Annotated in this window: 32 protein-coding genes; 6 read left to right on the top strand and 26 right to left on the bottom strand. The window is 44.4% G+C overall.

The features are described 5' to 3' along the window. Positions 1-16: 16 nt before the first annotated feature. The 10 genes from MKY63_RS22605 to MKY63_RS22560 all read right to left on the bottom strand — a co-directional run bounded on the left by MKY63_RS22605 (position 17) and on the right by MKY63_RS22560 (position 7,640). On the bottom strand, positions 17-526 hold the full coding sequence (locus MKY63_RS22605; RefSeq protein WP_076275222.1) for a metallophosphoesterase: 510 nt from the start codon (positions 524-526) through the stop codon (positions 17-19). A gap of 174 nt (positions 527-700) precedes the next feature. Beyond that, entirely contained in the window at positions 701-1,117 is a 417-nt protein-coding gene (locus MKY63_RS22600) for a hypothetical protein (protein WP_051491578.1), read from the bottom strand. Positions 1,118-1,271: 154 nt separating this feature from the next. Beyond that, the gene (locus tag MKY63_RS22595) at positions 1,272-1,658 is read right to left on the bottom strand and encodes a YraN family protein (protein WP_038571990.1); all 387 of its coding nucleotides are present in this window, start codon (positions 1,656-1,658) and stop codon (positions 1,272-1,274) included. Then, a complete protein-coding gene (locus tag MKY63_RS22590) occupies positions 1,655-1,957 on the bottom strand; it encodes an EscU/YscU/HrcU family type III secretion system export apparatus switch protein (RefSeq protein WP_038571992.1) in 303 nt (100 codons plus the stop codon). Before MKY63_RS22590 ends, MKY63_RS22595 begins: the two co-directional genes overlap by 4 nt. Next, positions 1,954-4,143, bottom strand: coding sequence for a DNA ligase (locus MKY63_RS22585; protein ID WP_339809848.1), 2,190 nt, complete (start codon positions 4,141-4,143; stop codon positions 1,954-1,956). Before MKY63_RS22585 ends, MKY63_RS22590 begins: the two co-directional genes overlap by 4 nt. Before the next feature lie 117 nt (positions 4,144-4,260). After that, positions 4,261-4,872, bottom strand: a complete 612-nt coding sequence (locus MKY63_RS22580; protein WP_339813594.1) for a ribonuclease HII — start codon at positions 4,870-4,872, stop codon at positions 4,261-4,263. A 188-nt stretch (positions 4,873-5,060) separates the two neighbouring features. Further along, positions 5,061-5,921 (bottom strand): ribosome biogenesis GTPase YlqF, encoded by an 861-nt coding sequence (gene ylqF / locus MKY63_RS22575; RefSeq protein WP_036688587.1) that lies wholly within the window; start codon positions 5,919-5,921, stop codon positions 5,061-5,063. A 29-nt stretch (positions 5,922-5,950) separates the two neighbouring features. Continuing rightward, positions 5,951-6,559, bottom strand: a complete 609-nt coding sequence (gene lepB / locus MKY63_RS22570) for a signal peptidase I (RefSeq protein WP_036688589.1) — start codon at positions 6,557-6,559, stop codon at positions 5,951-5,953. Between the two features lie 298 nt (positions 6,560-6,857). Beyond that, the gene (rplS, locus tag MKY63_RS22565; RefSeq protein ID WP_036688590.1) at positions 6,858-7,202 is read right to left on the bottom strand and encodes a 50S ribosomal protein L19; all 345 of its coding nucleotides are present in this window, start codon (positions 7,200-7,202) and stop codon (positions 6,858-6,860) included. A 147-nt stretch (positions 7,203-7,349) separates the two neighbouring features. Then, positions 7,350-7,640: a hypothetical protein gene (locus MKY63_RS22560; RefSeq protein WP_076100358.1), complete on the bottom strand. Its 291-nt coding sequence runs from the start codon at positions 7,638-7,640 to the stop codon at positions 7,350-7,352. A 411-nt stretch (positions 7,641-8,051) separates the two neighbouring features. Between MKY63_RS22560 and MKY63_RS22555 the strand changes: the two genes are divergently transcribed. Then, positions 8,052-9,002: a hypothetical protein gene (locus MKY63_RS22555; protein WP_076100357.1), complete on the top strand. Its 951-nt coding sequence runs from the start codon at positions 8,052-8,054 to the stop codon at positions 9,000-9,002. A 58-nt stretch (positions 9,003-9,060) separates the two neighbouring features. Here MKY63_RS22555 and MKY63_RS22550 read toward each other — a convergent pair whose 3' ends face one another. After that, entirely contained in the window at positions 9,061-9,291 is a 231-nt protein-coding gene (locus tag MKY63_RS22550; RefSeq protein WP_036688596.1) for a hypothetical protein, read from the bottom strand. Between the two features lie 205 nt (positions 9,292-9,496). On the opposite strand from MKY63_RS22550, the gene MKY63_RS22545 reads away from it, so the two are divergent. Then, entirely contained in the window at positions 9,497-9,673 is a 177-nt protein-coding gene (locus tag MKY63_RS22545) for a hypothetical protein (RefSeq protein ID WP_155288145.1), read from the top strand. A gap of 603 nt (positions 9,674-10,276) precedes the next feature. Here the strand turns inward: MKY63_RS22545 and trmD are convergent. The 8 genes from trmD to MKY63_RS22505 form a co-directional block, all read right to left on the bottom strand. Then, the gene (trmD, locus tag MKY63_RS22540; protein WP_076100428.1) at positions 10,277-11,068 is read right to left on the bottom strand and encodes a tRNA (guanosine(37)-N1)-methyltransferase TrmD; all 792 of its coding nucleotides are present in this window, start codon (positions 11,066-11,068) and stop codon (positions 10,277-10,279) included. Further along, positions 11,068-11,592, bottom strand: a complete 525-nt coding sequence (gene rimM, locus MKY63_RS22535) for a ribosome maturation factor RimM (RefSeq protein WP_036688599.1) — start codon at positions 11,590-11,592, stop codon at positions 11,068-11,070. The genes trmD and rimM overlap by 1 nt, the downstream gene beginning before the upstream one ends. Positions 11,593-11,681: 89 nt before the next feature. Continuing rightward, positions 11,682-11,912: a KH domain-containing protein gene (locus tag MKY63_RS22530; protein WP_036688600.1), complete on the bottom strand. Its 231-nt coding sequence runs from the start codon at positions 11,910-11,912 to the stop codon at positions 11,682-11,684. A 22-nt stretch (positions 11,913-11,934) separates the two neighbouring features. After that, a complete protein-coding gene (gene rpsP / locus MKY63_RS22525; RefSeq protein WP_036688604.1) occupies positions 11,935-12,207 on the bottom strand; it encodes a 30S ribosomal protein S16 in 273 nt (90 codons plus the stop codon). A 54-nt stretch (positions 12,208-12,261) separates the two neighbouring features. Beyond that, positions 12,262-13,650 (bottom strand): signal recognition particle protein, encoded by a 1,389-nt coding sequence (gene ffh, locus MKY63_RS22520; protein ID WP_036688607.1) that lies wholly within the window; start codon positions 13,648-13,650, stop codon positions 12,262-12,264. Between the two features lie 21 nt (positions 13,651-13,671). Beyond that, entirely contained in the window at positions 13,672-14,028 is a 357-nt protein-coding gene (gene ylxM, locus MKY63_RS22515; RefSeq protein WP_036688609.1) for a YlxM family DNA-binding protein, read from the bottom strand. Between the two features lie 149 nt (positions 14,029-14,177). After that, positions 14,178-14,825 carry a hemolysin III family protein gene (locus MKY63_RS22510; protein ID WP_036688612.1) on the bottom strand — a complete coding sequence of 216 codons (648 nt, stop codon included), beginning with the start codon at positions 14,823-14,825 and terminating at the stop codon, positions 14,178-14,180. 56 nt (positions 14,826-14,881) lie between these two features. Then, positions 14,882-16,399 carry a carboxypeptidase M32 gene (locus MKY63_RS22505; RefSeq protein ID WP_036688614.1) on the bottom strand — a complete coding sequence of 506 codons (1,518 nt, stop codon included), beginning with the start codon at positions 16,397-16,399 and terminating at the stop codon, positions 14,882-14,884. A gap of 163 nt (positions 16,400-16,562) precedes the next feature. Between MKY63_RS22505 and MKY63_RS22500 the strand changes: the two genes are divergently transcribed. The 4 genes from MKY63_RS22500 to MKY63_RS22485 all read left to right on the top strand — a co-directional run bounded on the left by MKY63_RS22500 (position 16,563) and on the right by MKY63_RS22485 (position 18,378). Beyond that, positions 16,563-16,904 (top strand): iron-sulfur cluster biosynthesis family protein, encoded by a 342-nt coding sequence (locus MKY63_RS22500; protein ID WP_036688616.1) that lies wholly within the window; start codon positions 16,563-16,565, stop codon positions 16,902-16,904. 14 nt (positions 16,905-16,918) lie between these two features. Then, entirely contained in the window at positions 16,919-17,479 is a 561-nt protein-coding gene (locus MKY63_RS22495; protein ID WP_036688619.1) for a carbonic anhydrase, read from the top strand. A gap of 174 nt (positions 17,480-17,653) precedes the next feature. Next, positions 17,654-18,085: a hypothetical protein gene (locus MKY63_RS22490; protein ID WP_076100426.1), complete on the top strand. Its 432-nt coding sequence runs from the start codon at positions 17,654-17,656 to the stop codon at positions 18,083-18,085. 8 nt (positions 18,086-18,093) lie between these two features. Further along, entirely contained in the window at positions 18,094-18,378 is a 285-nt protein-coding gene (locus MKY63_RS22485) for a YxcD family protein (RefSeq protein WP_036689115.1), read from the top strand. Between the two features lie 48 nt (positions 18,379-18,426). On the opposite strand, the gene MKY63_RS22480 is transcribed toward MKY63_RS22485, so the two are convergent. The 7 genes from MKY63_RS22480 to MKY63_RS22450 all read right to left on the bottom strand — a co-directional run bounded on the left by MKY63_RS22480 (position 18,427) and on the right by MKY63_RS22450 (position 24,687). Then, entirely contained in the window at positions 18,427-19,443 is a 1,017-nt protein-coding gene (locus MKY63_RS22480) for a S66 peptidase family protein (RefSeq protein WP_076143831.1), read from the bottom strand. 160 nt (positions 19,444-19,603) lie between these two features. Further along, positions 19,604-19,981 carry a hypothetical protein gene (locus MKY63_RS22475; protein ID WP_036688624.1) on the bottom strand — a complete coding sequence of 126 codons (378 nt, stop codon included), beginning with the start codon at positions 19,979-19,981 and terminating at the stop codon, positions 19,604-19,606. Between the two features lie 80 nt (positions 19,982-20,061). Then, on the bottom strand, positions 20,062-20,412 hold the full coding sequence (locus tag MKY63_RS22470) for an Asp23/Gls24 family envelope stress response protein (RefSeq protein WP_036688625.1): 351 nt from the start codon (positions 20,410-20,412) through the stop codon (positions 20,062-20,064). 28 nt (positions 20,413-20,440) lie between these two features. Beyond that, positions 20,441-21,547 carry an AI-2E family transporter gene (locus MKY63_RS22465; protein WP_036688627.1) on the bottom strand — a complete coding sequence of 369 codons (1,107 nt, stop codon included), beginning with the start codon at positions 21,545-21,547 and terminating at the stop codon, positions 20,441-20,443. A 41-nt stretch (positions 21,548-21,588) separates the two neighbouring features. Continuing rightward, a complete protein-coding gene (locus MKY63_RS22460; RefSeq protein ID WP_339809846.1) occupies positions 21,589-23,007 on the bottom strand; it encodes a HAMP domain-containing sensor histidine kinase in 1,419 nt (472 codons plus the stop codon). Further along, positions 22,985-23,692 carry a response regulator transcription factor gene (locus MKY63_RS22455; RefSeq protein ID WP_170914177.1) on the bottom strand — a complete coding sequence of 236 codons (708 nt, stop codon included), beginning with the start codon at positions 23,690-23,692 and terminating at the stop codon, positions 22,985-22,987. Before MKY63_RS22455 ends, MKY63_RS22460 begins: the two co-directional genes overlap by 23 nt. A gap of 155 nt (positions 23,693-23,847) precedes the next feature. After that, positions 23,848-24,687 carry a DegV family protein gene (locus MKY63_RS22450; RefSeq protein ID WP_036688632.1) on the bottom strand — a complete coding sequence of 280 codons (840 nt, stop codon included), beginning with the start codon at positions 24,685-24,687 and terminating at the stop codon, positions 23,848-23,850. Positions 24,688-24,796: the final 109 nt, after the last annotated feature.

Raw genomic sequence — 24,796 nt, 5'->3', positions numbered from 1 at the left:
TCTCTAAAGACCTACATCAATCTCCTTCTTTAACTACGACCGAGTCCCTAATCTGCTCAAAAGTCAACGGTTTATAGTTCCAATGCTCTACACAAATGTTAAAATGATTGTTTCCCTCATATTTTTGCCCATGAATATGACCGTGCACATTTACGTAAGGCATATGTTTATTCATGTACATAGGCTCATGTGAGAGGAAAAAGAAATCCTTATAAATCAAAGGATATTCACTAACCTCATCAAAACCTGCCTCAAGCCACCAGCTTCGGCTGCGGCCGCGATCGTGATTGCCAAGTATCAGGATTTTGTATCCATGTAGCCTGGCCACAATTGCACGAGTTGCCTCCTTATTCAGAAAAGAAAAGTCTCCCAAATGAAATACTTTATCGTCCGGATTCACTACCGAATTCCAATTTTCAATCATAACTTCATTCATTTGCTCTACATCGTTGAAGGGTCTGGATTCAAAATCAATGATCAACTTATGCCCAAAATGATGATCTGATGTAAAAAAAACCTTAGCCATGTGCACCCTCCTTTTAGTCCTATTCTAATGACAGTATGTATGAAAAAAGCTCCGACTACCCATAAACCCTAGGAAATTCGGAGCCCCGAGGACTTTTCCGCCTAATTTCTCATGAAATTATACGTATCATTCTATGTCATGAGGCGATGACGGAATACCTCTTTATTGTTAATGTTACTTTTCCCAGTCGCGCCGCTTACTCGAACGTTTATTAACATCACTCTGAATCAGTTCAGCTAAAGGAGGTGCCTCCTCATTGTCAATAAGCCAGCCACGCATCTCCTTGATCGCTTCCACCTGTCCATTGCCTTTGTCACGCCATGTAAGCAGTTCAATAACTCTAATTACAAGCGCTAAGAGACTGCTATTGCTGTTTTGCGACTTTTCAGCCCGGATTTTTTGAAATAACGCTTCATTTTCCCAATCTATTAATATTTCCTCCGCTATAGTGGGCCGCATTACCGTGAAGGTCTTATTGCAATTATCGCAACAGACGACAGATATTGGCTCTGCTTTAAATTTCACTTCAATCTTCTGCTGGCAATATTGGCATGTAAAACTAACCTGCATTTCAGAAGGTTTATTCTTCACTAGACAGCCCTCCTCATGATGACATTAAAAAGTTACTCCTAATGTTTACCCATTTCTTTTGAGAAATGACCCACAGTGCGGAAGGTATGTAAAGACTTTTTTATCAGAACAGCAGTAAATTCATAAAGAATCGCATGAGAAAAGTGAGTTACTCTTAAAACGCCTCGCGAATATGACTAAGTGAAGCTAGGCTAAGATCGTCATTTAACAAGACGCTAATTACATCAAAAGAAACCCGCCGTTCCTCATAACCCTTCATATGCAAATAAACCTGTGTTGTATTCCGAACCTGGTTTATTTTGCGAGCATTCACCGATTCTTCTGGAGTTCCCTGAAGCAGCTCTCCACTGCGGCTACGAACTTCGACAACAACAATACAGTCTTCACGCTCCGCAATGATATCAAGCTCTCCAGTACGACAACGCCAATTCCGTTCCAATATCATATATCCACTAGAAGATAGGTACTGCACAGCTCCGTTCTCTGCAGCAGTTCCTTTCTCTTTGCGGTTATAGTGTTTTCTTACATATGGCTCTTTCATTCTTGTCCCCGTTCACCAGCAGAACGATCGCTTTGATACACAAAGCTGAGGATTTCCGCCACCAGCTGATAGAGCTCAGACGGAATCTGTTGGTCCAGATCAAGCTTTGAAAGAACCTCCACGAGGGCTGCATCTTCCTGAACAGCAACCCCGCTCTCCTTAGCCTTTTGCAGAATAAGGTCTGCTATCGCGCCTTGTCCCTTGGCTACTACGACAGGAGCCTCGTTTTGTCCGGGACTATATTTGAGAGCGACCGCTTTTTTGAGCCCTTGTGAAATTGGCTGTACAGGCTCATTCATATACGGTAATCCACTCCTTTGTAAGCCTCAGGAACATAATCAACAAACTTATTAGTATTGGAACCAGCAAGCTCTTTAGGTAAATTCAATTCTGGCAAGGGTTCGGTTCTTAAACCTGATAATTGATAACCGATGGATTCTACTGCAGTTTTTATATCATCACGCCGCGTCTCCAGCAGCTCAAGCACCCACGGATGATCATTATGAAGCTTAAGACTAACGATTCGATCTACAACCTGCACGTCTACCAATGTCTGCCCTAGCTGCTTCATGTCCAAATCGAACCATAATCGACAGTTAGCTGCATCCAACTCCCCTTTGCGGCCCCGCCTGGACTGGATATGAACCGATGCAGTTTCCTGCCCATCTGGACCTTGCAGCGGCAAGAACAGTGTAACCTGCGCGAAGGGAGCAGTCCGGTCTGTATTCAGCAGCAGCTGTTGGCCTGTCAGCTGCTGCACTAGCCCGCTCGCGGCATCTTTTACCGCGGGCGGCACCTCGCTGCTGCTCATAAGCTGCAGCAGCACGCCCTTCAACGTGTCGGCAGCTTGCTCCCCGCCGACACTGCCTAGCGCGGCTGCAGCTGTCCCCGCTGCCGCTCGCGCCGTCTCCGCGGCCGGCAAAGCGCCGCCGCGCACGGCCTGCTGCTCGTGCTCCGCACCGAGCAGCTTCAACACCCGCCCCACCCACGACTCCGCATCCGCGGGTGGGGCGGTGTCTGGCTGCACCGGCGAAGCCGCAGCAGCCGTGGTCTCCCCGCGCGGCGCTGCCGGCGCGGGGGCAGGATCTTGTCCCGCCGCGTCAGCGGGCGGGACGTTCGCGAGCTGCGGCATGCTGCCGCGCAGCTCGGTGAGCACGCCCTGCAGCTTCGCGAGCAGGGCAGCCCCGCTAGGCGCAGCAGCTTGGCTTGCTGCACCAGCTTGGTTTGCCGCAGCAGCTTGGCTATCTGCACCAGCTGATCCAGTGGCGCTTGTATTCGCGCCACTGACACTGCCCTGCGCTCTATCTTTATTTAGACTCATTTCATTGCCATGAGTTTCGCTCCCATTAGAACTATTTTGATTGTTTACAATCCCGTCCCCTTGCGTGTTAGCGGCACTACTCTGAGTCCCGGCAGCAATCGTAGAAGTTGTCTTCCCAGCCAAAGGTTCACCAGTATTTCCACTCTTCGAGAGCTGAACAACCTCACCAGCCTCTTCGGGCACCAGTGGCTTGGCAGTTACAATACCGGTTTCATTCTCAGGAGCTTCAGCTGTACTCGTTGCTGCACTTCCCGATATTTCTGATTTCACTGAATTCAAAGGAATTGCAGGTTCGTCAGAAATAACTCCGGCTCCCATTGCCCCTCCTGTAGCAGCAGCACTTCCGCTTGTAGTAGTAACACCAGTGCTACCTTCAGCAGGTTTACTTACAGGTTGTCCAGTCCCTTTAACCGCCACCTGGTCCATTTCCGCATCAGCATCACCTGCTGATACCGCTTCCCCGTTAATCACAGCGCCTGTACCTGTCGTTACAGGAGCATTCAGCTTTCCGGTTTGGGTACCCATTTCAGCTTTAGCTTCAGCTGTTGTTGTTTCTTCACCGGCGACTTGACCTGCCCAAATCGTAATCTGTTCTTCGAGCGCTGACAAAAGCTGATGAAGCTGCGGACCAAAAACCGCCTGCTGCAATCCTTTCACACTTTCAGGGGTAACCGGCAGGCCCCGCTTTACAGAAATGACAGCTGCATCAAGCCACTCTGAGGTCGGCACGCCCGCAGGTTTCGCACTCATTACAGCATCCAGAATCGCCGCTGTCTCTTTGGTAAGCGGAATACCACCCGACTGCATCGCCAACACAATTTCCCGACCCGCTTTGGAGTCAGTAAGCCCAAGCGATTCCAACGCCTCGCCCATGTTTTGCGGGGTAGCTAACACCGTTTCGCCGAGGGAGACCGGCTTCAATACGGGCAATCCGCCTTCTCCGGGTGCTCCAACCTGCAAGTTCAGGGTCTCTCCTGGCAGTAGTGGTGTTTCCAACTCCGCACGAACAGGTGTACCTTGAATCTGCACAACGGCTTCTTTTCCCGAATCCGATACAGACAAAACAACACCACGTACAACTTGCCCTTCTTTTAATTCCAAAGACTTGGCCGCTCCCGGTTTATTATCCCCGAGCAATCCGCGGATCAATGTTCCGATATTCATACCGTTTCTCCTCCCTCCATTTTCTCTCTTCTTACTATATCGGTATTAATCCGACTTTTTTGAGCGGTGAATTTATCCAAGCTTAAGCGCCTTTGGCGTCTTTTATATTCTGATATTTTAAAAAAGGGTTTGCTGTTCAGCAAGAATCTTCCCCATAAAGCTGCGCCGATGCATAGGTGTCGGACCTAACGCCGTAATTTGTTCCCTGTGAAGCTTGGTCGCATAACCTTTATGTATCGCAATCCCATAATCAGGGTATAATTCCTCCCACACCCCTTCACACAGTCTATCTCTTGTTACTTTAGCTATAATCGAAGCTGCCGCAATGGACTGGCTGTTAGCATCCCCTTTTATGATCGCCTGCTGCGGCAACGGAAGATCTACTTTTTCAGCATCGATTAACATATAGTCCGGGGTATGACTAAGACCTTCTACCGCTTTTTTCATCGCCAGACGAGAAGCCTGCTTAATATTAATTTCATCAATCATGCGGGAATCCACATAACCTACACCAATAGCTATCGCCTGCTCCATAATAATCTCGAATAAGGCATCTCTTTTTTTCGCTGTAAGCTTCTTAGAGTCGTTGACGCCATCAATAATAAGCCCTTCCGGCAAAATCACCGCTGCTGCAACAACATCCCCAAACAAACAACCTCTGCCTACTTCATCTACGCCGGCTATACGGCGATAAGACTGTTCCCAGCCCTCTTTTTCATAGCTCAACATATCTATCGTACTCACGAATCTGTCACCGCCAATTATAATTTATTCTATAAACTACATAAGTCAGCTTACCATAGTAAAGCTCACATGGTCATGTACAAATAACCACTCCAATTTGATCCAAATCGGCAAAAAAAAGAGCCCCCGAAAAATTCCGGATGGCTCTTCCATACCCATTCATTTAAACGCCTTTAAGGTGTTTCCAGCGTAAAACGACCAAGCTTACCTGCCCGCAGCTCATGCAGCAAAGCACGTGAAGCTTTTTCCAGATCAACACGTCCACCGCTAATCAGACAACCGCGTTTGCGGCCCACGGCTTCCATAACTGCGACGATCTCATCAGGGTTCTCAAGATCCTCAGGAAGCTTCTCAATACCAAAGCGTTCTTGAAATCTGGAACCATAATCCTTCACCAAATACTTCACTGCATAAAAAGCAATGTCCTCAATGTTCAGGATTTCTTCTTTGATCGCACCCGTCACTGCCAAGCGGTAACCCACGTCTTGATCCTCAAACTTCGGCCATAAGATACCAGGAGTATCCAGAAGCTCCAGATTACCTCCTGTTTTAATCCACTGCTGGCCCTTAGTAACCCCCGGGCGGTCACCCGTAGCAGCGATACTCTTACCAGCCATTCGATTAATCAGCGTTGATTTACCGACGTTAGGAATACCGACGATCAATGCGCGCATAGCTCGTGGGTTCATTCCTCTTGCGATCTGCCGATCAATTTTTTCCTTCAGCAGCAGCTTGACCTGCTCCGGAATCTCCTTGACGCCTGTTCCAGTAGATGCATCCACAGGATGGGCAACATGCCCTTGTTCCTTAAAGTAAGCCAGCCACTTCCGAGTAATTTCCGGATCCGCCAGATCCGCTTTGTTCAAAATAATTAATCTCGGCTTGTCCCGCAAAATATCGTCAATCATCGGATTGCGGCTGGAAAGCGGCAGACGGGAATCGAGCAACTCTATAACAACATCAATCAGCTTCAGCTTATCCTCGATTTGCCGCCTAGCCTTCGTCATATGACCAGGAAACCAATGAATGGCCATTGCCGTCACCTCCTTTGACTTCTGTCAACTTAATGGTTAATCAGTGTAATATCTTTTATCGGCCAGAAGATTAAATCTGCACGACCCACAATATCACCCAGCGGCACATAGCCAATCATCCGGCTGTCTGTACTATCCGAGCGATTATCCCCCATAACGAAAATATGTCCTTCTGGTACAGTACCATCCGTGAATTTTTCATTTGGGAAATCTTTATTATTATACAGAGCGTTGTTACTATGCGCAGCATCAATAGCGCCTTGGATGTAAGTCTCGTTAACAACCTCACCGTTAACTGTAACTACATCTCCTTCTACTTTCACAGTATCTCCAGCCACACCAATTACACGTTTAATAAAATCTCTGCCTTCAGATGGCACGTGGAATACAATAACCTCACCCCGCTGCGGTGATCTTATATCGTATAAAATTTCATTAACGATAACACGTTCTCCCGTATGGAAATTAGGCTGCATGGAAGGTCCATCTACAATAAAAGGCTTGAATAAAAGCCAGCGAATCAGTATAACCAGAACTAAAGCAATCGCAATGGCCTTGACCCATTCCAGCACTTCATTTTTCTGTTTACGTGGGTTCTGCTCGCTTGATTCCAAAGTTTCGCTTTGTTCCTGCTGCATAGTTCACCGTCCTCTCTTAATACTACTCTTACTATACAACACAAAAAAACTCCTGCCAAAAACCCCTCCACAGATACTCCTTCAGGAGGCCTTTTCGGAGAAGCTTATCCCCAAGCGTATATGTCACACGCATTGTATACCAAGCTAAAACGCCCTCAGCGTCCTTTTAAGGACGGTAAGCGTTTATGCGAGAAATTTAAGAATAATGTATAACGTAAAACTTATGCTTTTCTTATATTTTCAAAAAAAAATAAAGCGAAAGGGGCTTGAACTCAAGCCCCTCTCCTCTGTCACTATTCTAGCGACGAATTTCTTTAATTCTCGCTGCTTTACCACGTAGTTCACGAAGGTAATAAAGCTTAGCACGACGCACTTTACCACGACGAGCCACTTCGATTTTTTCGAGTTTAGGCGAGTTGATTGGGAATGTTCTTTCCACACCAACACCGTAAGAAATTTTACGAACCGTAAAAGTCTCACTGATTCCACCGCCACGACGTTTGATTACAACGCCTTCGAACAACTGGATACGCTCACGAGTTCCCTCGATAACTTTTACATGCACCTTCAAAGTGTCACCCGGACGAAAACTAGGGATATCTTTACGAAGTTGCTCTTGCGTAATAGCTTGTAGGATATTCATTAAGGACTTCCTCCTTCCGTACAGGTGTTCTTGCCTCTTCCGGAGAGATCTGAGCTCTCCCTCATTATCCGCAGCGGACCACCGTATTCCACACAACAGAGTTAATAATATCATAAAGGACGGGCTAATACAACTTATTTTTCTATTTTATAACGGTAACATATCTCTTTTTTTTGCCTTAGACTGGCAGTCTTTACACAAGCCGACCACGGTTCCATTGTCTTGAGCATAGAAGATCAACTTTCCATTCTTCTTCTTGCAAGAAGAGCAAGGCTGCTCTCCTGGACTCTGTTTGGCTTTGCGATGACTGTCCATTGAGATCACATTACTGCTAGTGGTGCGCAAAGGATTGCTTGAGCTGCGTGTTTTCTTTTTCTGAACGATATAATACCCAACACCCAGCGCTAGCAAGACAAGCAAAATAACTACATATTGCATCTGGCTCCCTCCGCTCTTCATGATTTAATTGAGGTAAGAAAATAAAAAGACCGCCCTGTGATGCAAGTAAGGCAACGGTCTATATCGTATTCGCAAACTATCCTTAGCACATCTCACTATAAAAAGCGCTTTTCAGTAGCTGCTGAAGATTATATATGAGCGCATCTTCGCTCTTTTTATATGTACCTTACTCATTTTAATGTGAGCGTAAGATCTATATTTCATTTTAGCACAATTGAAATTTGAAGTGTAGTGAACACTTTTTAAATACCTAGTCTTTGGTCCAGTATATTAACCCGCCTACAGCCGTTTTTACAATAAATCCCCATAGGCTATACTTACAGAAGTACGTACATAACGTAGCGCTTAGGGAAGAACACATATACCCAAAAATAAGGAGGATTTTATTCAATGAAAAAGAGTAATACAACTAGCGTAATGGCAGCTGTAGCCGTCTTGTCCATCGTACTTCTGGCAGGATGCACAGAGTTACCGGGTAGGCAATCCGCTAATAATGAACTAGGAAAGAATATTACTGAAGATGTGCAGCAAAATATTGGTGAGGCTGTGAAGCAAGAGCTGGGTAAAGCCGCTGCAAGCGTGGAGCAAGCCGTTCAGGATACAGCTACCAAGGTGGCCGACGAAGTTAAAGCAAACAGCATTAGCAAAGAACTATCCTTATCTAAAGAGATCGGCTCTGCTTCAGTGCTTAGCATGAACAATGCAGTGGGAGAAATAGAGGTTACATCAACTACGGGTGATCAAATTAATGTGAGTGCGACAATCTTAGCCCATAACGGCTCCGCTCATAAAGCTGACCGCCAGAAAATTTTGGATGACGCTGAGATTTCAATAGACGTTAGTGGCGATACTCTGAAGGTATCTACAAATTCCAAATCAAATCCGAAGAAGGATTTATGGACTTGGGCTCAAGACAAATACGGTTATTCAGATTTTAGCATTAACTATACCATTGAGATCCCCACCCGTATGGATGAATATCAAATCACCAATAATGTCGGGCAAATTCGTCTCCGCAATCTGGACGGAAATTACCGCATCGTCAGCAACGTTGGAGCTATTGATATCGAAGGAGCTAACATCACCGGTAAGTCCACTCTAGAGTCTAATACAGGAAGCATACGTATGGATATAGCCGGAATGAAGAGTGATAGCCGTCTTAAAGCGACAACAAATGTAGGTAGCCTCAATGCTGTTCTAGCCGATGGCGTGAAATGTAGCTTGGTGGCTAAAAGTGATCTAGGCCAGATCACGGGGGTTGAGGGTGGCAAACGCGATGTTAACGGAGGAGGTCCTTTGTTGTCCTTAAGCTCAGATATAGGTGCAATTACAGTAGAGTAACCAACCACTAAAAACAGACCGTCCGGATTAGCGGACGGTCTGTTTTTACATCATCGTATCAGATTAATGCAATAGCCAACAGCGTGAACAAGCTGAGAGTTAAAATATTGTCAGCAGCATAAGGGTAACCAAAAAATGCAGAAGTCTGCACAGGTCCATTGGATCCTGTTCTTAAGTAAACATTATATCTGTCCACATCTGTAATCACACCTTCATGCTGTCTGCCATCAGTAGTCAGGATGCGTACCCTTCTATTCTTACAACGTAAGCAATTATAATAAGCCTCCACTAGTGTACTCCTCCTCATTCGTAATGATATACTCTATGGTGAGGAGTACAGGTCGGTAACGGCTAAGTTACATAGGTCATTTGTTTGGGTCGATATTTACTTTCCGTTCCCTGCATTTTTTGTATTCCCAAAGGTTATATATAAGGAAAGACATATTTCCGGCTTGTTATCCGTACCATCCTATCCATTCAAGGAGGCCAATCGAATGAATGTAGCACGTAAACAGTTTATTAAGGAAGGCGTACTGCGTATTACCATCTTTATTATTTTATCATCGCTTACCTATACCGTTCGCAACTATGCATGGGCAGTTACTGTTCTCGTATGTTTTGCGCTTTACGCTCTACTTACAGGAGTATATCGCCTCTTTCGCAAAGAGTAGAATGCGCCTCCACGAATTTTTATAGTTAACCAAACCCCCCCTTTCCAAAGAGTTTTTAATCTCCTTGAAGAGGGGGTGTTTACATTCTGGTCAGAGTCACAGGGTTTGACCTCTCTTAGTAGGAACAATAAAACCATTAGATGTAGTGAACTTTCGTTCGCTATACTCTAATGGTTTTATTTGACTTGCTTATTTCGACTTAATTATTAATCTTATATGTTCAAGCTTTAAAGGGCGAATGGGAATTACGATTTGCGATTTGTATAATAATCGATAATATCATTCACAGTGCGGAGCGGCTCCGCATCTTTGTGGATCGTGTCCACGCTAGGCTTGAATTCTTCACGCGTCTTCGTAGTCACTTCAGTTCATTCCTTTCAATAGTTAAGCTTGCTGCATCATAAGCTGCATATAGTATTACGCCACCTCTATCTATTACCCCAAATAGAAGAGTTCAACGCACCTATGCTCATTTGTTTTGGAAATTACGCAAAAAAAATACGAGATTATAACCCTTCTTATATTTAAGTAAACATAACAAAAACGCCTCCTTAACGTAAGATACGTTAAAAAGACGTAAAATATGCCTGTTTTATTAAAATTTTACTCCGGCTTGATTTCATTTTTCAGACGTTCCAGTGTTTTCTTGTCTTTCAACGTTAGTTCTGCACTTTCGAGCAAATCAGGTCTACGTTCAAGTGTACGCTGTAACGCTTGCTCTCTCCGCCATACTTCGATGTTGGCGTGATGGCCACTCAGCAACATATCTGGTACCTTCCAGCCGCGAAACTCAGCGGGTCGAGTGTAGTGAGGATATTCCAACAGCCCTGTACTGAACGAATCCGTGATCGCAGAGGTTTCATTTCCAAGCGCTCCTGGCTGTAGCCGAACTACTGAATCAATAACCGTCAGTGCTGGTAGTTCTCCACCCGTTAACACGTAATCGCCAATCGACAGTTCATCTGTAACCAGATGCTCCCGTATCCGCTCATCGTAGCCCTCATAATGACCACATATAAAGATTAGATGCTGCTCTTGTGCCAGTTCCTCAGCAATCTTCTGATTATACGTCTTTCCTTGCGGGCACATAAGAATGATACGCGGCTTCACAGAGGAAGGCGTCGGGACTGCAGATTCAGAACCATTCTCCAAAGGACTAGCCTCGATCCCCAATACATGTTCTACCGCTGCAAAGATCGGGTCAGGCTTCAGTACCATGCCCCCGCCCCCGCCATACGGTGTATCATCCACACTGTTGTGCTTATTGCCTGAGAAATCACGAAAGTTCACAGCATTCAAAGATACAATCCCTTTTTCGCGTGCCTTACCAAGAATACTTGTGCTAAATACGCCTTCGCACATCTCCGGAAAGAGCGTTAGCACATCAATTCTGATCATGGCAATAGTCCTTCCATCAAGTGAACAGTAATTCGTTTGGCCTCAATGTCGACGTTCAGCACTACATCGTTAATTACAGGGATAAGGATGTCTTGACCTTTAGCAGGCTTAACAACCCAAACGTCATTTGCACCTGGCTGTAAAATTTCCGTAATTGTGCCAAGCGGTTCACTTCCAGCATCATCCGTATAAACTTCACAGCCAACGATTTGGTGGAAGTAATATTCGTTCTCTGGCAGATCAACCAGATCATTACTTGGCACCTTAAGCAAACTTCCCTTATACTTTTCCACTTCGTTAATATTGGTATATCCCTTAAGCTTAACGATAAACATACCCTTATGCTCTCGAGCGGATTCTACAGTCACTTCGAATTTTGCACTGCCATCCGCAGGAATGACGAACAGCTTCTTGTCTTTAGCGAAACGAACCTCAGGAAAATCGGTATGGGATAATACTTTAATCTCCCCGCGAATTCCATGTGTATTCACAAGCCGGCCTACGGTTAATTCTTCCGTCATATAACCCTCTCCTCTACAAGCTTCATCTATATATTTGAACAAAAAGGAGCCGGGATATACTATCCCTAGCCCCTCATTGTACGCATTATTTAAGATAAAATATCTACAGTTACGCGTTTATCGCTCTTGACTGCTGCAGATGTGACTACTGTACGGAGCGCCTTGGCGATCCTGCCTTGCTTGCCGATGACCTTTCCTACATCATCTGGATGTACGGACAGCTCATAGACAATCAAGTGTTCTTTCTCCACAGCCCGTACCGTCACATCTTCTGGATGATCCACTAAAGCCTTAGCAATTACTCCAACTAATTCTTCCATAGAGGACCCTCGCAATCAGTCATTATTTCTGTTGCTTAAGCTCATGAAACTTCTTCATCACGCCTGCTTTGGAAAGCAAGTTGCGGACGGTATCAGATGCTTGCGCACCTGTTTGAAGCCATTTAAGAGCTTTTTCCTCATCGATCTTAACTACTGCCGGTTGTTCAATCGGATTATAATAACCGATTTCCTCGATAAAACGACCGTCACGAGGGGACCGGGAATCGGAAACCACTACACGATAGAAAGGCGCTTTATGCGCTCCCATTCTTTTTAGACGAATACGTACTGCCACGAAAAATCACCTCCTTATAATAGTTTCCAACATTAGTTGGACAGACATTCAAGATCATTTAAAAGGGAATTTCAGCCCTTTTCCACCACCAAGACCTTTAAGCTGCTTCATGGCATTTTTCTTGGAGGCTTTGCCGCCTCCGCCCATCATGCCGGAGAATTGCTTCATCATCTTACGCATCTCATCAAATTGTTTGATGAGGCGGTTGACCTCAGCGACTGAGGTTCCGCTGCCGGTTGCAATACGCTTGCGGCGGTTATGGTTAATGATCTCAGGCTGTTGCTTCTCCGCCTTAGTCATAGAATGAACTATGGCTTCAACGCGTCCCATTTGCTTATCGTCGACCTTTAAATCTTTAATGCCCTTGGCTTTGTTCATACCCGGGAGCATATCAAGAATTTGATCGATAGGACCTAGCTTCTTCACCTGATCCATTTGCTCAAGAAAATCATCGAACGTAAACTCTGCATTACGCATCTTACGTTCCATTTCTTTAGCCTTGTCAGTATCAATATTCGCCTGGGCTTTCTCAATCAGCGACAGCATGTCGCCCATACCCAGAATCCGCGAAGCCATACGTTCCGGATGGAACGGCTCCAGCGCGTCGATCTTCTCCCCTAAAGCGGCGAATTTGATCGGGCAACCGGTAACAGCTTTTACTGACAGTGCAGCACCACCACGGCTGTCGCCGTCGAGTTTCGTCAATACGACCCCTGTAAGCTCAAGCTGCTTATTAAAGCTCTCGGCTACATTCACGGCGTCTTGACCCGTCATAGCATCTACTACAAGAAGTACTTCATCAGGATTTACAACATTGTGAATCTGCTTGAGTTCTTCCATTAGTTCTTCATCAATATGCAGACGGCCTGCAGTATCGATAATAACATAATCCAGTCCGTTATCCTTCGCATGTTGTACGGCTTGTCTGGCAATTTCTACCGGACTAGTCTGATCACCCAGCGAGAATACCGGAACCTTAATCTGTTCTCCCAGCACTTGCAGCTGCTTGATAGCAGCAGGCCGGTAAATATCTCCCGCAACCAGGAGCGGACGATGATTGCCCTTCTGTAACAGCTTAGCTAGCTTACCCGAAGTGGTTGTCTTACCAGCCCCTTGTAGACCCGCCATCATAATGACGGTCGGTGGCTTGTTCGACTTGGCCAGCTTCGCTTGGCTTCCGCCCATCAGCTCGGTTAGTTCCTTGTTGACGATGTCGATAATTACCATGCCAGGCGTAAAGCTGTCCATGACTTCCTTGCCGATGGACTTTTCTTTCACCTTAGCCACGAATTCTTTAACTACCTTGAAGTTAACATCGGCTTCCAGAAGGGCTAACCGCACTTCACGCATAGCTTCGTTTACGTCTTCTTCGGATACTTTACCTTTACCGCGTAGCTTGCTGAACACATTCTGCAATCTTCCGGTTAAACCCTCAAACGCCATATGCAGATTTCTCCCTTCGTGCTACTCTAACCTCTGCAAGCGATCCACGATCTCCGCGAACCGAAGTTTATATTGCTCAGGCAGCATCCCATTCTCCGGCAGTCTGCGCAGCTCTTCTAAATATTTAGTACGACTCTCATGTTTCACTAATAGTCCAAGTTTTTCTTCATAATTCTCAAGGACTTGCTCAGCCCGCTTAATATGCTCATAAACAGCTTGGCGGCTGATTTCAAATTCAGCGGCGATTTCTCCCAAGGAAAAATCATCGTGAAAATAATATTTAAGAAACGTTTGCTGCTTATCTGTAAGCAGTCGTTCATAGAAGGCAAAAAGCAAATTGATACGATTCGTTTTCTCGAGCCTATTCTCCTGACTCATTAAGGACAACCCCTTCGTCAAGGAAAAACACTTTACACCTTCACAACGTCCCTTATGATACCTAAAAGAAAGAGAGATGTCAAGCACTTTTGCTTGTCATCTCTTTCTTTATTAAAAATCCATATTTTCCGCGATAAATCCGCTTGAAATTATTGGATTGGCAGTACATAAATCAATATGGCGAAGAAATGTGTGACACTGCCTGCAAGAACAAATACATGCCAGATCGCGTGATGGAACGGAAACCCTCTCCATACATAAAAAACTGTACCTAAAGTATAAAGCACTCCGCCAGCCATCAGCAGAATCATACCACCGTCCGCTACAACTGCCGAAAGAGGATTCCAGGCGATAACAATCAGCCACCCCATAGCAATGTAGAATACCGTAGACATGAACAGAAACTTTTTAACAAAAAACGCTTTGAAGAAAACGCCAAATACTGCGATCCCCCAAATGACTCCAAATAAACTCCAGCCAAGTGTTCCCCGAATAGCTACTAGCAAAAAGGGTGTATACGTGCCTGCGATAAACAGATAAATAGAGGAGTGATCGAAAAATTCGAACAAATCCTTCGCCTTGCCCTCTTTGAGACTATGCACAAGTGTTGAATTGAGATACAGAAGGAGCATTGTCGTTCCATAAATGGAGAAGCTGACCACATGCCATGCCGTTCCTTTCAGACTTGCAAAAACAACAAGCAGGACAAGTGCAGCGACGCTTAATACAGCTCCAATCCCGTGCGTAATCGCATTCGCGACTTCTTCTCTCCGGGTGTAGGTGTGAGTATTTGCCATATCCATATCCTTCCGTCTAAGCTTTCTTTCTATTATACCACGCGGACCTCACTGGATTACAGTTTGTAAATCTCCGTGTATTTCTCCTCCAAATAATCAGCCAGATAATCTGGACTGAGCGGCTCACCTGTTACTTGTTCGATAATTTGCGAAGGGGTCAGGCTTTTTCCGAAACGGTAGATTTTTTCTGTTAACCATTCTTTAATCGGCAAAAGATTTCCCGCAGCAATCAATTCATCGTAGTTCGGCAGCTCCTTGCGGAGTGTATTCAAGATTTGGGCGGCATACATATTTCCCAAAGAGTAGGATGCAAAATATCCGAAGTCTCCACCGGACCAGTGCACGTCCTGCAATACACCAAGCGCATCATTAGGCGGTGTAATACCTAAATATTCTTGATATTTAGCATTCCATACCTGAGGCAGATCTTTGACAGATAGACCTTCATTAAAAATAAGCTTTTCGATCTCGTAACGCACAATAATGTGCAGATTGTATGTAAGCTCATCTGCTTCAATTCGGATGAATGAATTTTCCACACTGTTAATAGCCCGGTAGAAATCCTCTACATCTACATTAGCAAGCTGCTCTGGGAAATGCTGCTGTAGATCACCGTAATAACGTTGCCAGAACGCACGGCTGCGGCCGATCATATTCTCCCATAGTCTCGACTGAGATTCATGAATCCCCATCGATGCGCCTTGAGCCAGTGGTGTTCCCACTAAATCTTGGCTGATATTTTGTTCGTAAAGCGCATGTCCACCTTCATGCAGTGAACTGAAGACGGCACTAGTCACGTTATCAAGTAAATAAGCGGTCGTAATACGAACGTCACCTGGATTCAGCCCTGTAGCAAAAGGATGCACACTCTCATCCAAGCGGCCTGCGTCGAAGTCATAGCCCATTTGCTTCAGAATAAAGTTACCAAACTTTTGTTGCTGCTCTTTAGGGAAAATCTGCTGCAAGAAGCTGGTATCAGGTTTATTAGGTGAAGCAGCGATAGCTTCCACTAACGGGACCAAGCGGCTGCGGAGGCGACTGAACACTTCATCCACCTTCTCTACCGTGAGATCAGGCTCATACATATCTAGTAGCGTATCGTAACGTGTGCCATTTACACCCCAATAATCGATGAACTCTTGTTTCAGAGCTACGATTTTGCTCAAATAAGGTTCAAATGTAGCAAAGTCATTGTTCTCCTTAGCTTCTTCCCAGATCGTTTGGGAATGAGCAGACAGGACAGCGTACTCTTCGAATCTTTTGGAAGGAATACTCTTACTGCGCTCATACTCTTTGCGGCAATCGTTGACGATCTTTTGTTGATTAGCTGTAAGCTGGCTCAACACTTCTGGACGGCTGAAAAATGCTGTAAAGTCACCCATCTCCTGTGAAATCTCAAGTCTGAACAATTCTCCACTCAGCATCCCAATCGTACCGGAACGAACCTCTACTCCCTTACGCGGTGCACCTGTGCGCAAATCCCAGTGCATTAATTCTATGGCCTCTGAATATCCACTAATTTTTGCCAATAACTCGCTGAATTGTTCCCATCGTTCCTTTACTTGTTGTTCCATTCTACTCCACCTGCTTTCTCTGTTTTACAGACTCCTCTTGATGATACTTTTTTGAATGAGTATAATCAACTTCAGAGATTACATCTCTAATTTTAAATATTTAATGAGTTACATAAGAAGCAGAGCATGCTTCGAACAAAAATCAAGGAGCGTGAACAGGGCTATGATGATTCAAGTTACACCTCTCGCAGAAAGGAAGTTGAAGGAAAGGCTTGGAGATCAGCCAGGATTTTTCAAGCTCTTTTATGATACGGTAGGCTGCGGGTGTGACGGAATTAATGTGTTACTGATTGTTTCAGAAGTGGAGCAAGGCGATTCTAGGATAGAGACGAATTCTCTTCCCTTTATCGTAAGCCGGCAACAGGAAATCTTTTATGAAGACAAGATGCGACTCGATGCAGAGGAACGTTTCTCTTCCTATAAGCTGGTCAGTGATTCTCAGATTTATGGCAACAATATCATGGTAAGAGATATGCGCAACGTAAGTACAATTCAAGGATTTTAAGGGAGGAAGCTAATATGAGCCACGTATCAGAAATTATTAACTTTAATAAAAGTTTTGTAGAGAATAAGGACTATGAAGCTTATTTAACCAGTCGTTATCCTGACAAAAAAATGCTGATCATCACCTGTATGGACACTAGACTCGTTGAATTATTGCCGAAAGCCATGAATTTCAAAAACGGTGATGTCAAAATTATCAAAAATGCTGGTGCGGTTATTTCTCAGCCTTTCGGTAGTGTTATGCGTAGTGTAATGGTAGCTCTGTATGAACTAGATGCTGAAGAAGTAATCGTGGTTGGACACTATGAATGCGGCATGGCTTCCCTCAATGCGGACCATATGATCAATTCCATTAAAGAACGTGGCGTATCTGAAGAAGTGCTGTCTACACTGGAGAATTCCGGAATCAAACTTACAAAATGGCTGCGTGGGTTTGACAATGTCGAAGAAGGGGTAATTCAAACTGTGGACCTGATTAAACGTCATCCACTGCTTCCCCCTAATGTACCTATCCATGGCATGATCATCGATCCGGCAACCGGAGCGCTTGAGCTTGTCGCTGATGGGTATAAGTAACGAATGACGACTCTCTAACTGCTGTTTGCGTGGATCCTGGATCCACGCTTTTTTTGTGCATAAAAGTATAAATTATGATAAATAAAATTGAAACCTTGTGGGGCAAGTCTGCGTATTACCGACCATACACAAAAATTCATGCTCACAGGAGGGTTTTCGTACTAAATGAAACCAATGAAACGCGTAATGATGATTCTAATGGCCTTCACTCTATTTTTTGCAGTGGCTGCTCCAGACTTTGCCGATGCACGTCGAGGTGGCGGCGGTTTCAAATCCGGCACTCGCAGCTATTCAACAACTCCAAAAAAATCAACAACAACAAATAACATCAAAAAAAGTGACAGCACTAAAAGCTCCACAGCAGGATCTGCTGCTAATACGAAACGTGGATTCTTCAGCGGCGGCAGCTTAATGAAGGGCATGATGATCGGTGGTTTGGCCGGATTATTATTCGGTGGAATGTTTGGTGGAATGGGAGCTTTTGGTGACTTTCTAGGCTTTGCCGTTAATATGTTAGCTATCTATGTACTGGTTATGCTCGTGATGTCCTTCTTCCGTCGTAGAAAAGAACGTCGCCGCTTAGAAGAACAGGATGGTCGTTACTAATGTCTACAATCGTTCTAAGCATGGATGAGATCATCAATGCCCTCTGTCTGCACATGGCGGAACGAAAGGCTGTTCGCCCAGAGGATGTTCAGGTGGAACTGAGCTGGGAAGAAGATACCGGTTACTCTGCAGAGGTTTGGGTACAGGGCCGCAGTCAATTTCTAGTGGAGTCCAATATGATTGAAGCGATCCTGCGTTACATGCTCAGCGAATATGGTGTTCGCGCCTATCGTGAAGATGTAAGACTGGACCTGGATGAGGAAATCACAGCGATTGTAAATACAGGGAACTAATAATAGTAAAAGGGACAACCCAAGGGGTTGTCCTTTTTTGATATTGCGCTATTCATAGAAATATTGCTTTACCGTCCCTACCCCGTCTGCCACTTCAATTTCTGCATAAGCTCCATTAATAAAAGTAACCTGCGGCGGGACATGACCACAATCGATATCATAAACGATCGGCACCTTAAGCTCTTGAAAAAGTTCAGCATAGATATCCTCGGCAGTATAGTTATCCACAGGCCTATTAGCTGGACTTCTGCCAAACATAATCCCCGAACAATTCTCAAACCACCCTGCCAGCTTCATCTGCACTAGCGATCTGCGTAAATCCGCTGTGTTCAATTCACAATTTTCCAAATACCAAACAATTGGTTCGTCATTAATCATTTCTTGCTGAAAATGCTGGAGCTTTCCATAAGGTGTGCCGATTAAATGCCTAATTACATCTATACAACCACCCAACAGACGTCCTTTCATCGTTACAGCATCTGTAGTTAGAGACTTCCAATAAGTCTCCTCTGTCAAATGAAAAACGCATGGCGAAAACACATCATGCTGCCATTCCCGCTGATATTTAAGAGATGAATGCTGGACAATGGACTCACCCACTGGTGTCTCTAGAACCGCCTGCCAGAGGGCTGTAGTATCATCTGAATACTCTCCCCGTAAATCAATGAGATTCGCTCCGTGGGCAGTAGCCAGACCGGTTGTCAGCGTGACCGCAAGCAGCAAGACGCTTATATCTGAATATCCCACGATCCATTTGTCCTGCAAAGCATCAAAATCAATATATTCCAGAGCTTCAATTAACAATTCCCCGCCCCAAGGCGGAATAAGGGCATCGATTCCGTCATCATTGATCATCTCATTAAACTCATGACCACGAACATTGGCTGGTGCAGATTTAGCCTTATCTTGCTTCCATGCCGTTTCGCCGATAATGACATTAAATCCTTGCGACTTCAACCGGCTGGAGGCCAGTGTAAGAAGTTCTGCATTTTGAATGCCTACTCCAGATGAAGGTGCTGTAACGCCTATCGTCGCATTTTTTTTCAAAAAAGGGTATCTAATCATATGCCACCTCCCAGAGTTTGTACCCATTATATCCCTAAAGTGATAATGAGAACACCTCCTTCTAACACATACTTTACGCCTACAAAAAAAGGACCTGGCGGGATGCGTCAACGTATGACCACAAATCCTGCACATGTCCTTCTTCAATTAAACCCAAACACTAGATTAAAGAGATAGCAAGCAGTTCAAACAACACAAGCGGTAAAATCACATTATTATTGTATGGAGGACCTGGATAAGGTCCTGGATATGGGCCAGGTCCCGGGCCCGGATGAGGATGATAAGGCTGATGAGGGTTGTAAAACCCGCGGGGCATTTGCCCATTAGCCGCAACGTTCAGATACAAGTGTTTATTATCTACTCCGGCTATAACGCCTTCATGTACAAAGCCATCAATTGTCTGTACGTTCACCTTATGGTTAAGGTATGGCTTGCAAGATTGATGTAAGGAATCACGGACACCGTGCAGGTGCCGGATCACAGCAGGATCGGCCTGATAAATCACATTCTGTTGCTGCCCAGTGTTAAATGTCGACATGGATGTTCTGACCTCCGTAAATGGATTTGCTCCATTCTATGCAGAAGCCTAGATTACGGTGCCTATTAAATGGGCTATTCTTAGAATGGCAGAGCGACCTTCTCAACCTTAACATTTACGGAAACTAGAGACAGTCCCATCATATTTTCAACAGCATTTCTTACATTTTGCTGTAGCATATAGCAGACCTCTTGAATCACACATCCGTAATTAACTATGACCTGAAGATCGATGGCAACATCCACTTCTTTTACTTCAACGGACATTCCTTTTTTTACATTTTTACCGCTTAGACGTTTAGCCCAGTTGTCCGAGATACTGCTTCCTGACATGCCGGCAATACCCGGTGTGTCCAGAACCACTTGCCCGACGATCGAAGTCACCACATCATCTGAAATATGAATTAGTCCTTGCTCCGTTCCTTCATTCATAGAAATCCCTCCATAATGTTTTATTACCTTAAGAGATATCAGGACTCTCCTCTACCTCTATCTCTACCCGTCGTTGCTTGACAAACAAATAATAGGCCTTGGTCAAGACGATTTTAACAATCATATACAGCGGAATAATCAGCAATATCGCTATGATCCCGCCTAAATCCCCGCCAACCAATACCAGGATAATCGTTGTCAGTGGATGAATATCGAGCTTTTTCCCAAAGATGTAGGGAGCGATTAAATTATCCTGTATCTGCTGCGCTACCAGAACAATGATGATGGACCAGACGGCTATAGACGGCGATTGAATGAATCCGATGATGAAAATAGGGATACTAGACAGTATCGCACCAATAAAAGGCACGAAGTTCATCACAACTGCGATTACAGTCAACAGCAATGCATATTGCAGGCCGATAATAAGGAAACCAATATACATCAGAACGCCTAAGGCTAAATTAACAAGCACCCGGCCCACGATAAAGCCACTAAGCGCACTGTCGATTTCAGTCATCATTGTAGTTCCTTCTTCACGATACTTCTTTGGGAAGAAACTTACAATCTTACGTCCGAATTTCCCACCTTCCTTAAGCATGTAGAATAACATAATCGGAAAGGTGAATAAAATGATCGCAAAATTCGAAACAAAAGAGAACAGTCCTGAAACGTAATTCGTTAACAGCGTAAACCCTTTATTCAAATAGTCCGTCAATGTGGAGGCTGGATTCGCATCAGCAGGGATCAACGCAGACAGAAATTCATTATCTTCTAGTTTCAATAGCTGTTGATTCAAGGAGGCAATGAGATTTGGCATATTATCGACGAAATTAACTAATTGTGTGCGAAGTGAAGGCCAAACGCCGATAATAAAAGCAAACAGAAGCACTAAAATAACTACATATACGATGATAATCGCCAAAGAACGATTCAGCTTATATTTCTCCAAGGTATCGATCAGTGGCCGCAGCAGGTAATAAAAGAAACCCGCCAGCATTAAAGGCACTATAATGACACTGAACAAAGACAGGATCGGTGTGAATAAAAAATCTACGCGTGAGCCTAAAAATACAATGCCTAACACTAAAAGGATCGCTAGACAAACTCTGATGAAATTGTTCAGTTTAGCCATAGTTTCTCTCCCGTCTTCTGATTTGGATGTCTTCCAGCTCGTTATTTCGGAATCCGGATGGCGAATACCGTAGGTTCCTTCTTTCGGCGACTGAGATGAAGTGTACCACCCATTTTCTCTGTATTTTTCATAGCTATCGAGAGACCTAGCCCTGTTCCTCCCGAAGCTGTCCGCGCTTTATCTCCCCGAACAAACGGATCAAACATTGTGGACCACAGCTCTTCTGGAATACCCACTCCAGTATCAGCGATTTCAATCGTGACTTCTTTCTCCAAAGGGATCACCTCCACACGCAAATGTGTACCTGGAGGATTATAGATCAGTGCATTGGTGATCAAATTATGAACCACACTCGAGAGCAGCTCCGCATCAAAGTTCAAGAACACATCCTCTTCGGGAACATTTAGATGCAAAACAAAGTTCTTTTGTTCAATCTCTCCGTAGGTATCTGCAATGATTTCACGAATAAATTCGCCCAGTTCTTGACGCTCCATTCGTAGCAAGAAATCCGGTGAATCTATCTTTAACAGCTCCAGCATGTTCTGAATCAGCTTAGTAACTTGTGAGGATTTATTATAAATATAGCTTAGATATCTTTTTTGGCGCTCTTCATCCTCGCCTCTACCTTCCACAAGCGCCTGTGCAAAGCCCTGTATACTCGTTATCGGCGTCTTCAGATCATGGGACAGATCAACCATCATCCGTTTCTTACTTTCCTCTGCCTGGCGTTTTTCTTTGGTCGTCTTTTCAATTACATCTGCCATATAATTAAAAGTCTCTCCAATTTGCGAAAATTCCTTCTCTGCATATAAAGCGATTCGAGTATCATAATTCCCCTGAATCATCTGCTTCAACCCAAGCGTGATGATACGCAGTGGCTTCCTGATTCGCCGCGCTACCCAATAGCTGTACACGATAATTAGCAAAAGAATCATTCCCACACCCAAAAAGACGTAGTATGAAAGCGAATGATTAAAGTAGGCCACGAAGGGATCACTATTAATGGTGATGGTGATAGCTTCCCGCGGCAGCTTCAGCAGCAGCCACTCCGATTCGCTCTGAGCATTTAGCGTGGTCAACGAGTAAAAGTAAGCTTGATCTTCTCCATTTTCCAAACTTTTTAAAAGCTGGTTACTGGTATATTGGGTTACACCGTCTTTTTTTTCTCCAACAACCTTGGTGACCTTCATGTCTTGATCCAAGACCTCGATCCATCCCCCGCTACGCAGAAGACGTTTGGTTTCTACCCCATGCTCCAGATTTTCTCGATAAGCACTAGCTTCCACCTTCAAATCAGGATCAGCGATTTTATTTTTTTCGAAAATATGGGTCACATCAAGATTAATAAACAAATAATATACAATCACAAGAAAAAACAAAATACAGATAAACAACAAAAAATCCAGCGTCAGCGATGATTGTAAAGGTCGTTGATCTCTATTGCTCCATAGGCGCTTCAATTTTGTATCCCAGCCCTCTAATAGTCTTTAAATATACTGGCTTTTTGGAGTCTTCCTCAATTTTTTCCCGGATATTGCTGATATGTACCATGATACTATTATCTTCGTACACATAGAAATCTTCCCACACGGCCTCATATATTTTTTTGCGTGTAAAGACTCGTCCAGGCTGCTTCATCATTAGTTCCAAAATTTTGTACTCGGTAGAAGTAAGCACCACAGGTTCACCTGATCGATAGAGCAGACACTGGCTTTGATCCAGCATTAATTCACCTAATACGATCTGCTCAGCTTCTTTTTCCTCAACGACTTGCGCATCGAAATGATGTACACGCCGCAGCAGTGCTCCAACACGGGCTACTATTTCTAATGGATTAAACGGTTTCGAAATATAATCGTCGGCTCCTAGTTCAAGACCCAGAATCTTGTCATGATGTTCACTTTTGGCGGATAAAAATAACACTGGAAAATGATGCACCTCGCGGATCTTTTTCAATAATTGCAGTCCATCCAGACCCGGCATCATAATATCTAGTATTGCCAAATCAACCTTATGGTTCTGCACCTGCGTTAAGGCTTCAGTTCCACTGTTCGCTTCCAAAATGTTGTACTCTTTCTCTAAATATAATCTTAGCAATTCCACAATTTCTGCTTCATCATCAGCGATCAATATTGTATACATGATAATCCCCCCATCTAACTATATTCTGTGATTATTAACAGAGCCTAAACACAATCTAAAGAATAGCTAAATTATCACATAGGAATAAAATAAAAATCGCACACGGGAAACCGTCCCATGTACGATCGTAATTTGTCTGGATTGTGAGGATCACTACTTTAAAAAGCTACGCCAATTCCGCCTTCCCCAGCATAGGTTCCCATTACCGGACCCATGCTTGAGAGTAAGACTTCTTTGAAGGGATGCTTTAGTAAAATGCGTTCTTTAATCTCGAGTGCCAGCTTCTCACAATTACTGTGTACAATAGCGATAACCGCTTTCTCGTAATCATGCTGCTTCTCATCCAAATGCGCAAGCAGACGATTCAGTGCTTTTGGAAGACCCCGGGTCTTCTCCACTACTTCGACAGTGCCTTCTTCGCTGATTTTGAGCAGCAACTTTATATTGAGTACAGACGCTACGGCTCCCGAGAGCCGACTTAGACGTCCGCCCTTCATTACATTCTCCAGAGTGTCCAGCGTAAAATAAGCGTTAACTTCCTCTATCTGCTGAAGTACCTTTTCCTTGAGCTCTTGCAAGCTTGAACAAGTTAAGGACCACTGCGCCGCCAGGCCGACAATCAATGACAGCCCGCCTGAGAAGTTTTTGGAATCTATAACCTCTATTGCATTGGTATGTCCTTCATCCTTATACATTTCCATAGCAATCATAGCCGTCTGATAAGTGCTACTAATATTAGAGGACATACAAATGACCATAATGTCAGTTCCCTCCTCCACTTGCTTGAACTTCTCAAGGAATTCGTTGGGACTTGGACTAGCTGTGGTAGGCAGCTCCTTGGATTCGCGCATTTGAGCATAAAAGCTTTTCGTGTCCGTATCTGCCGGCATTAACTCATGCCCAAAATGAACCGGTAGGTGGATCACGGAAACATTATACTTCTCCATGTAGTCAAGGGGCAGGTCTGAACCGCTGTCTGTTATGATCTTGATTGCCATAATATAAGTACTCTCCTTTCAATATCAGTACTATTATAGCCACCATAAAATGAAATCTCCAGTAACCTTTATAACTTGAAAAATTCTTCGATCTGTGCTATGTCTTTCT

It is taken from the genome of Paenibacillus sp. FSL R7-0189 (assembly GCF_037969925.1).
Taxonomy (GTDB): domain Bacteria; phylum Bacillota; class Bacilli; order Paenibacillales; family Paenibacillaceae; genus Paenibacillus_AQ; species Paenibacillus_AQ odorifer.
This window is presented reverse-complemented; position numbering and strand designations above follow the sequence as displayed.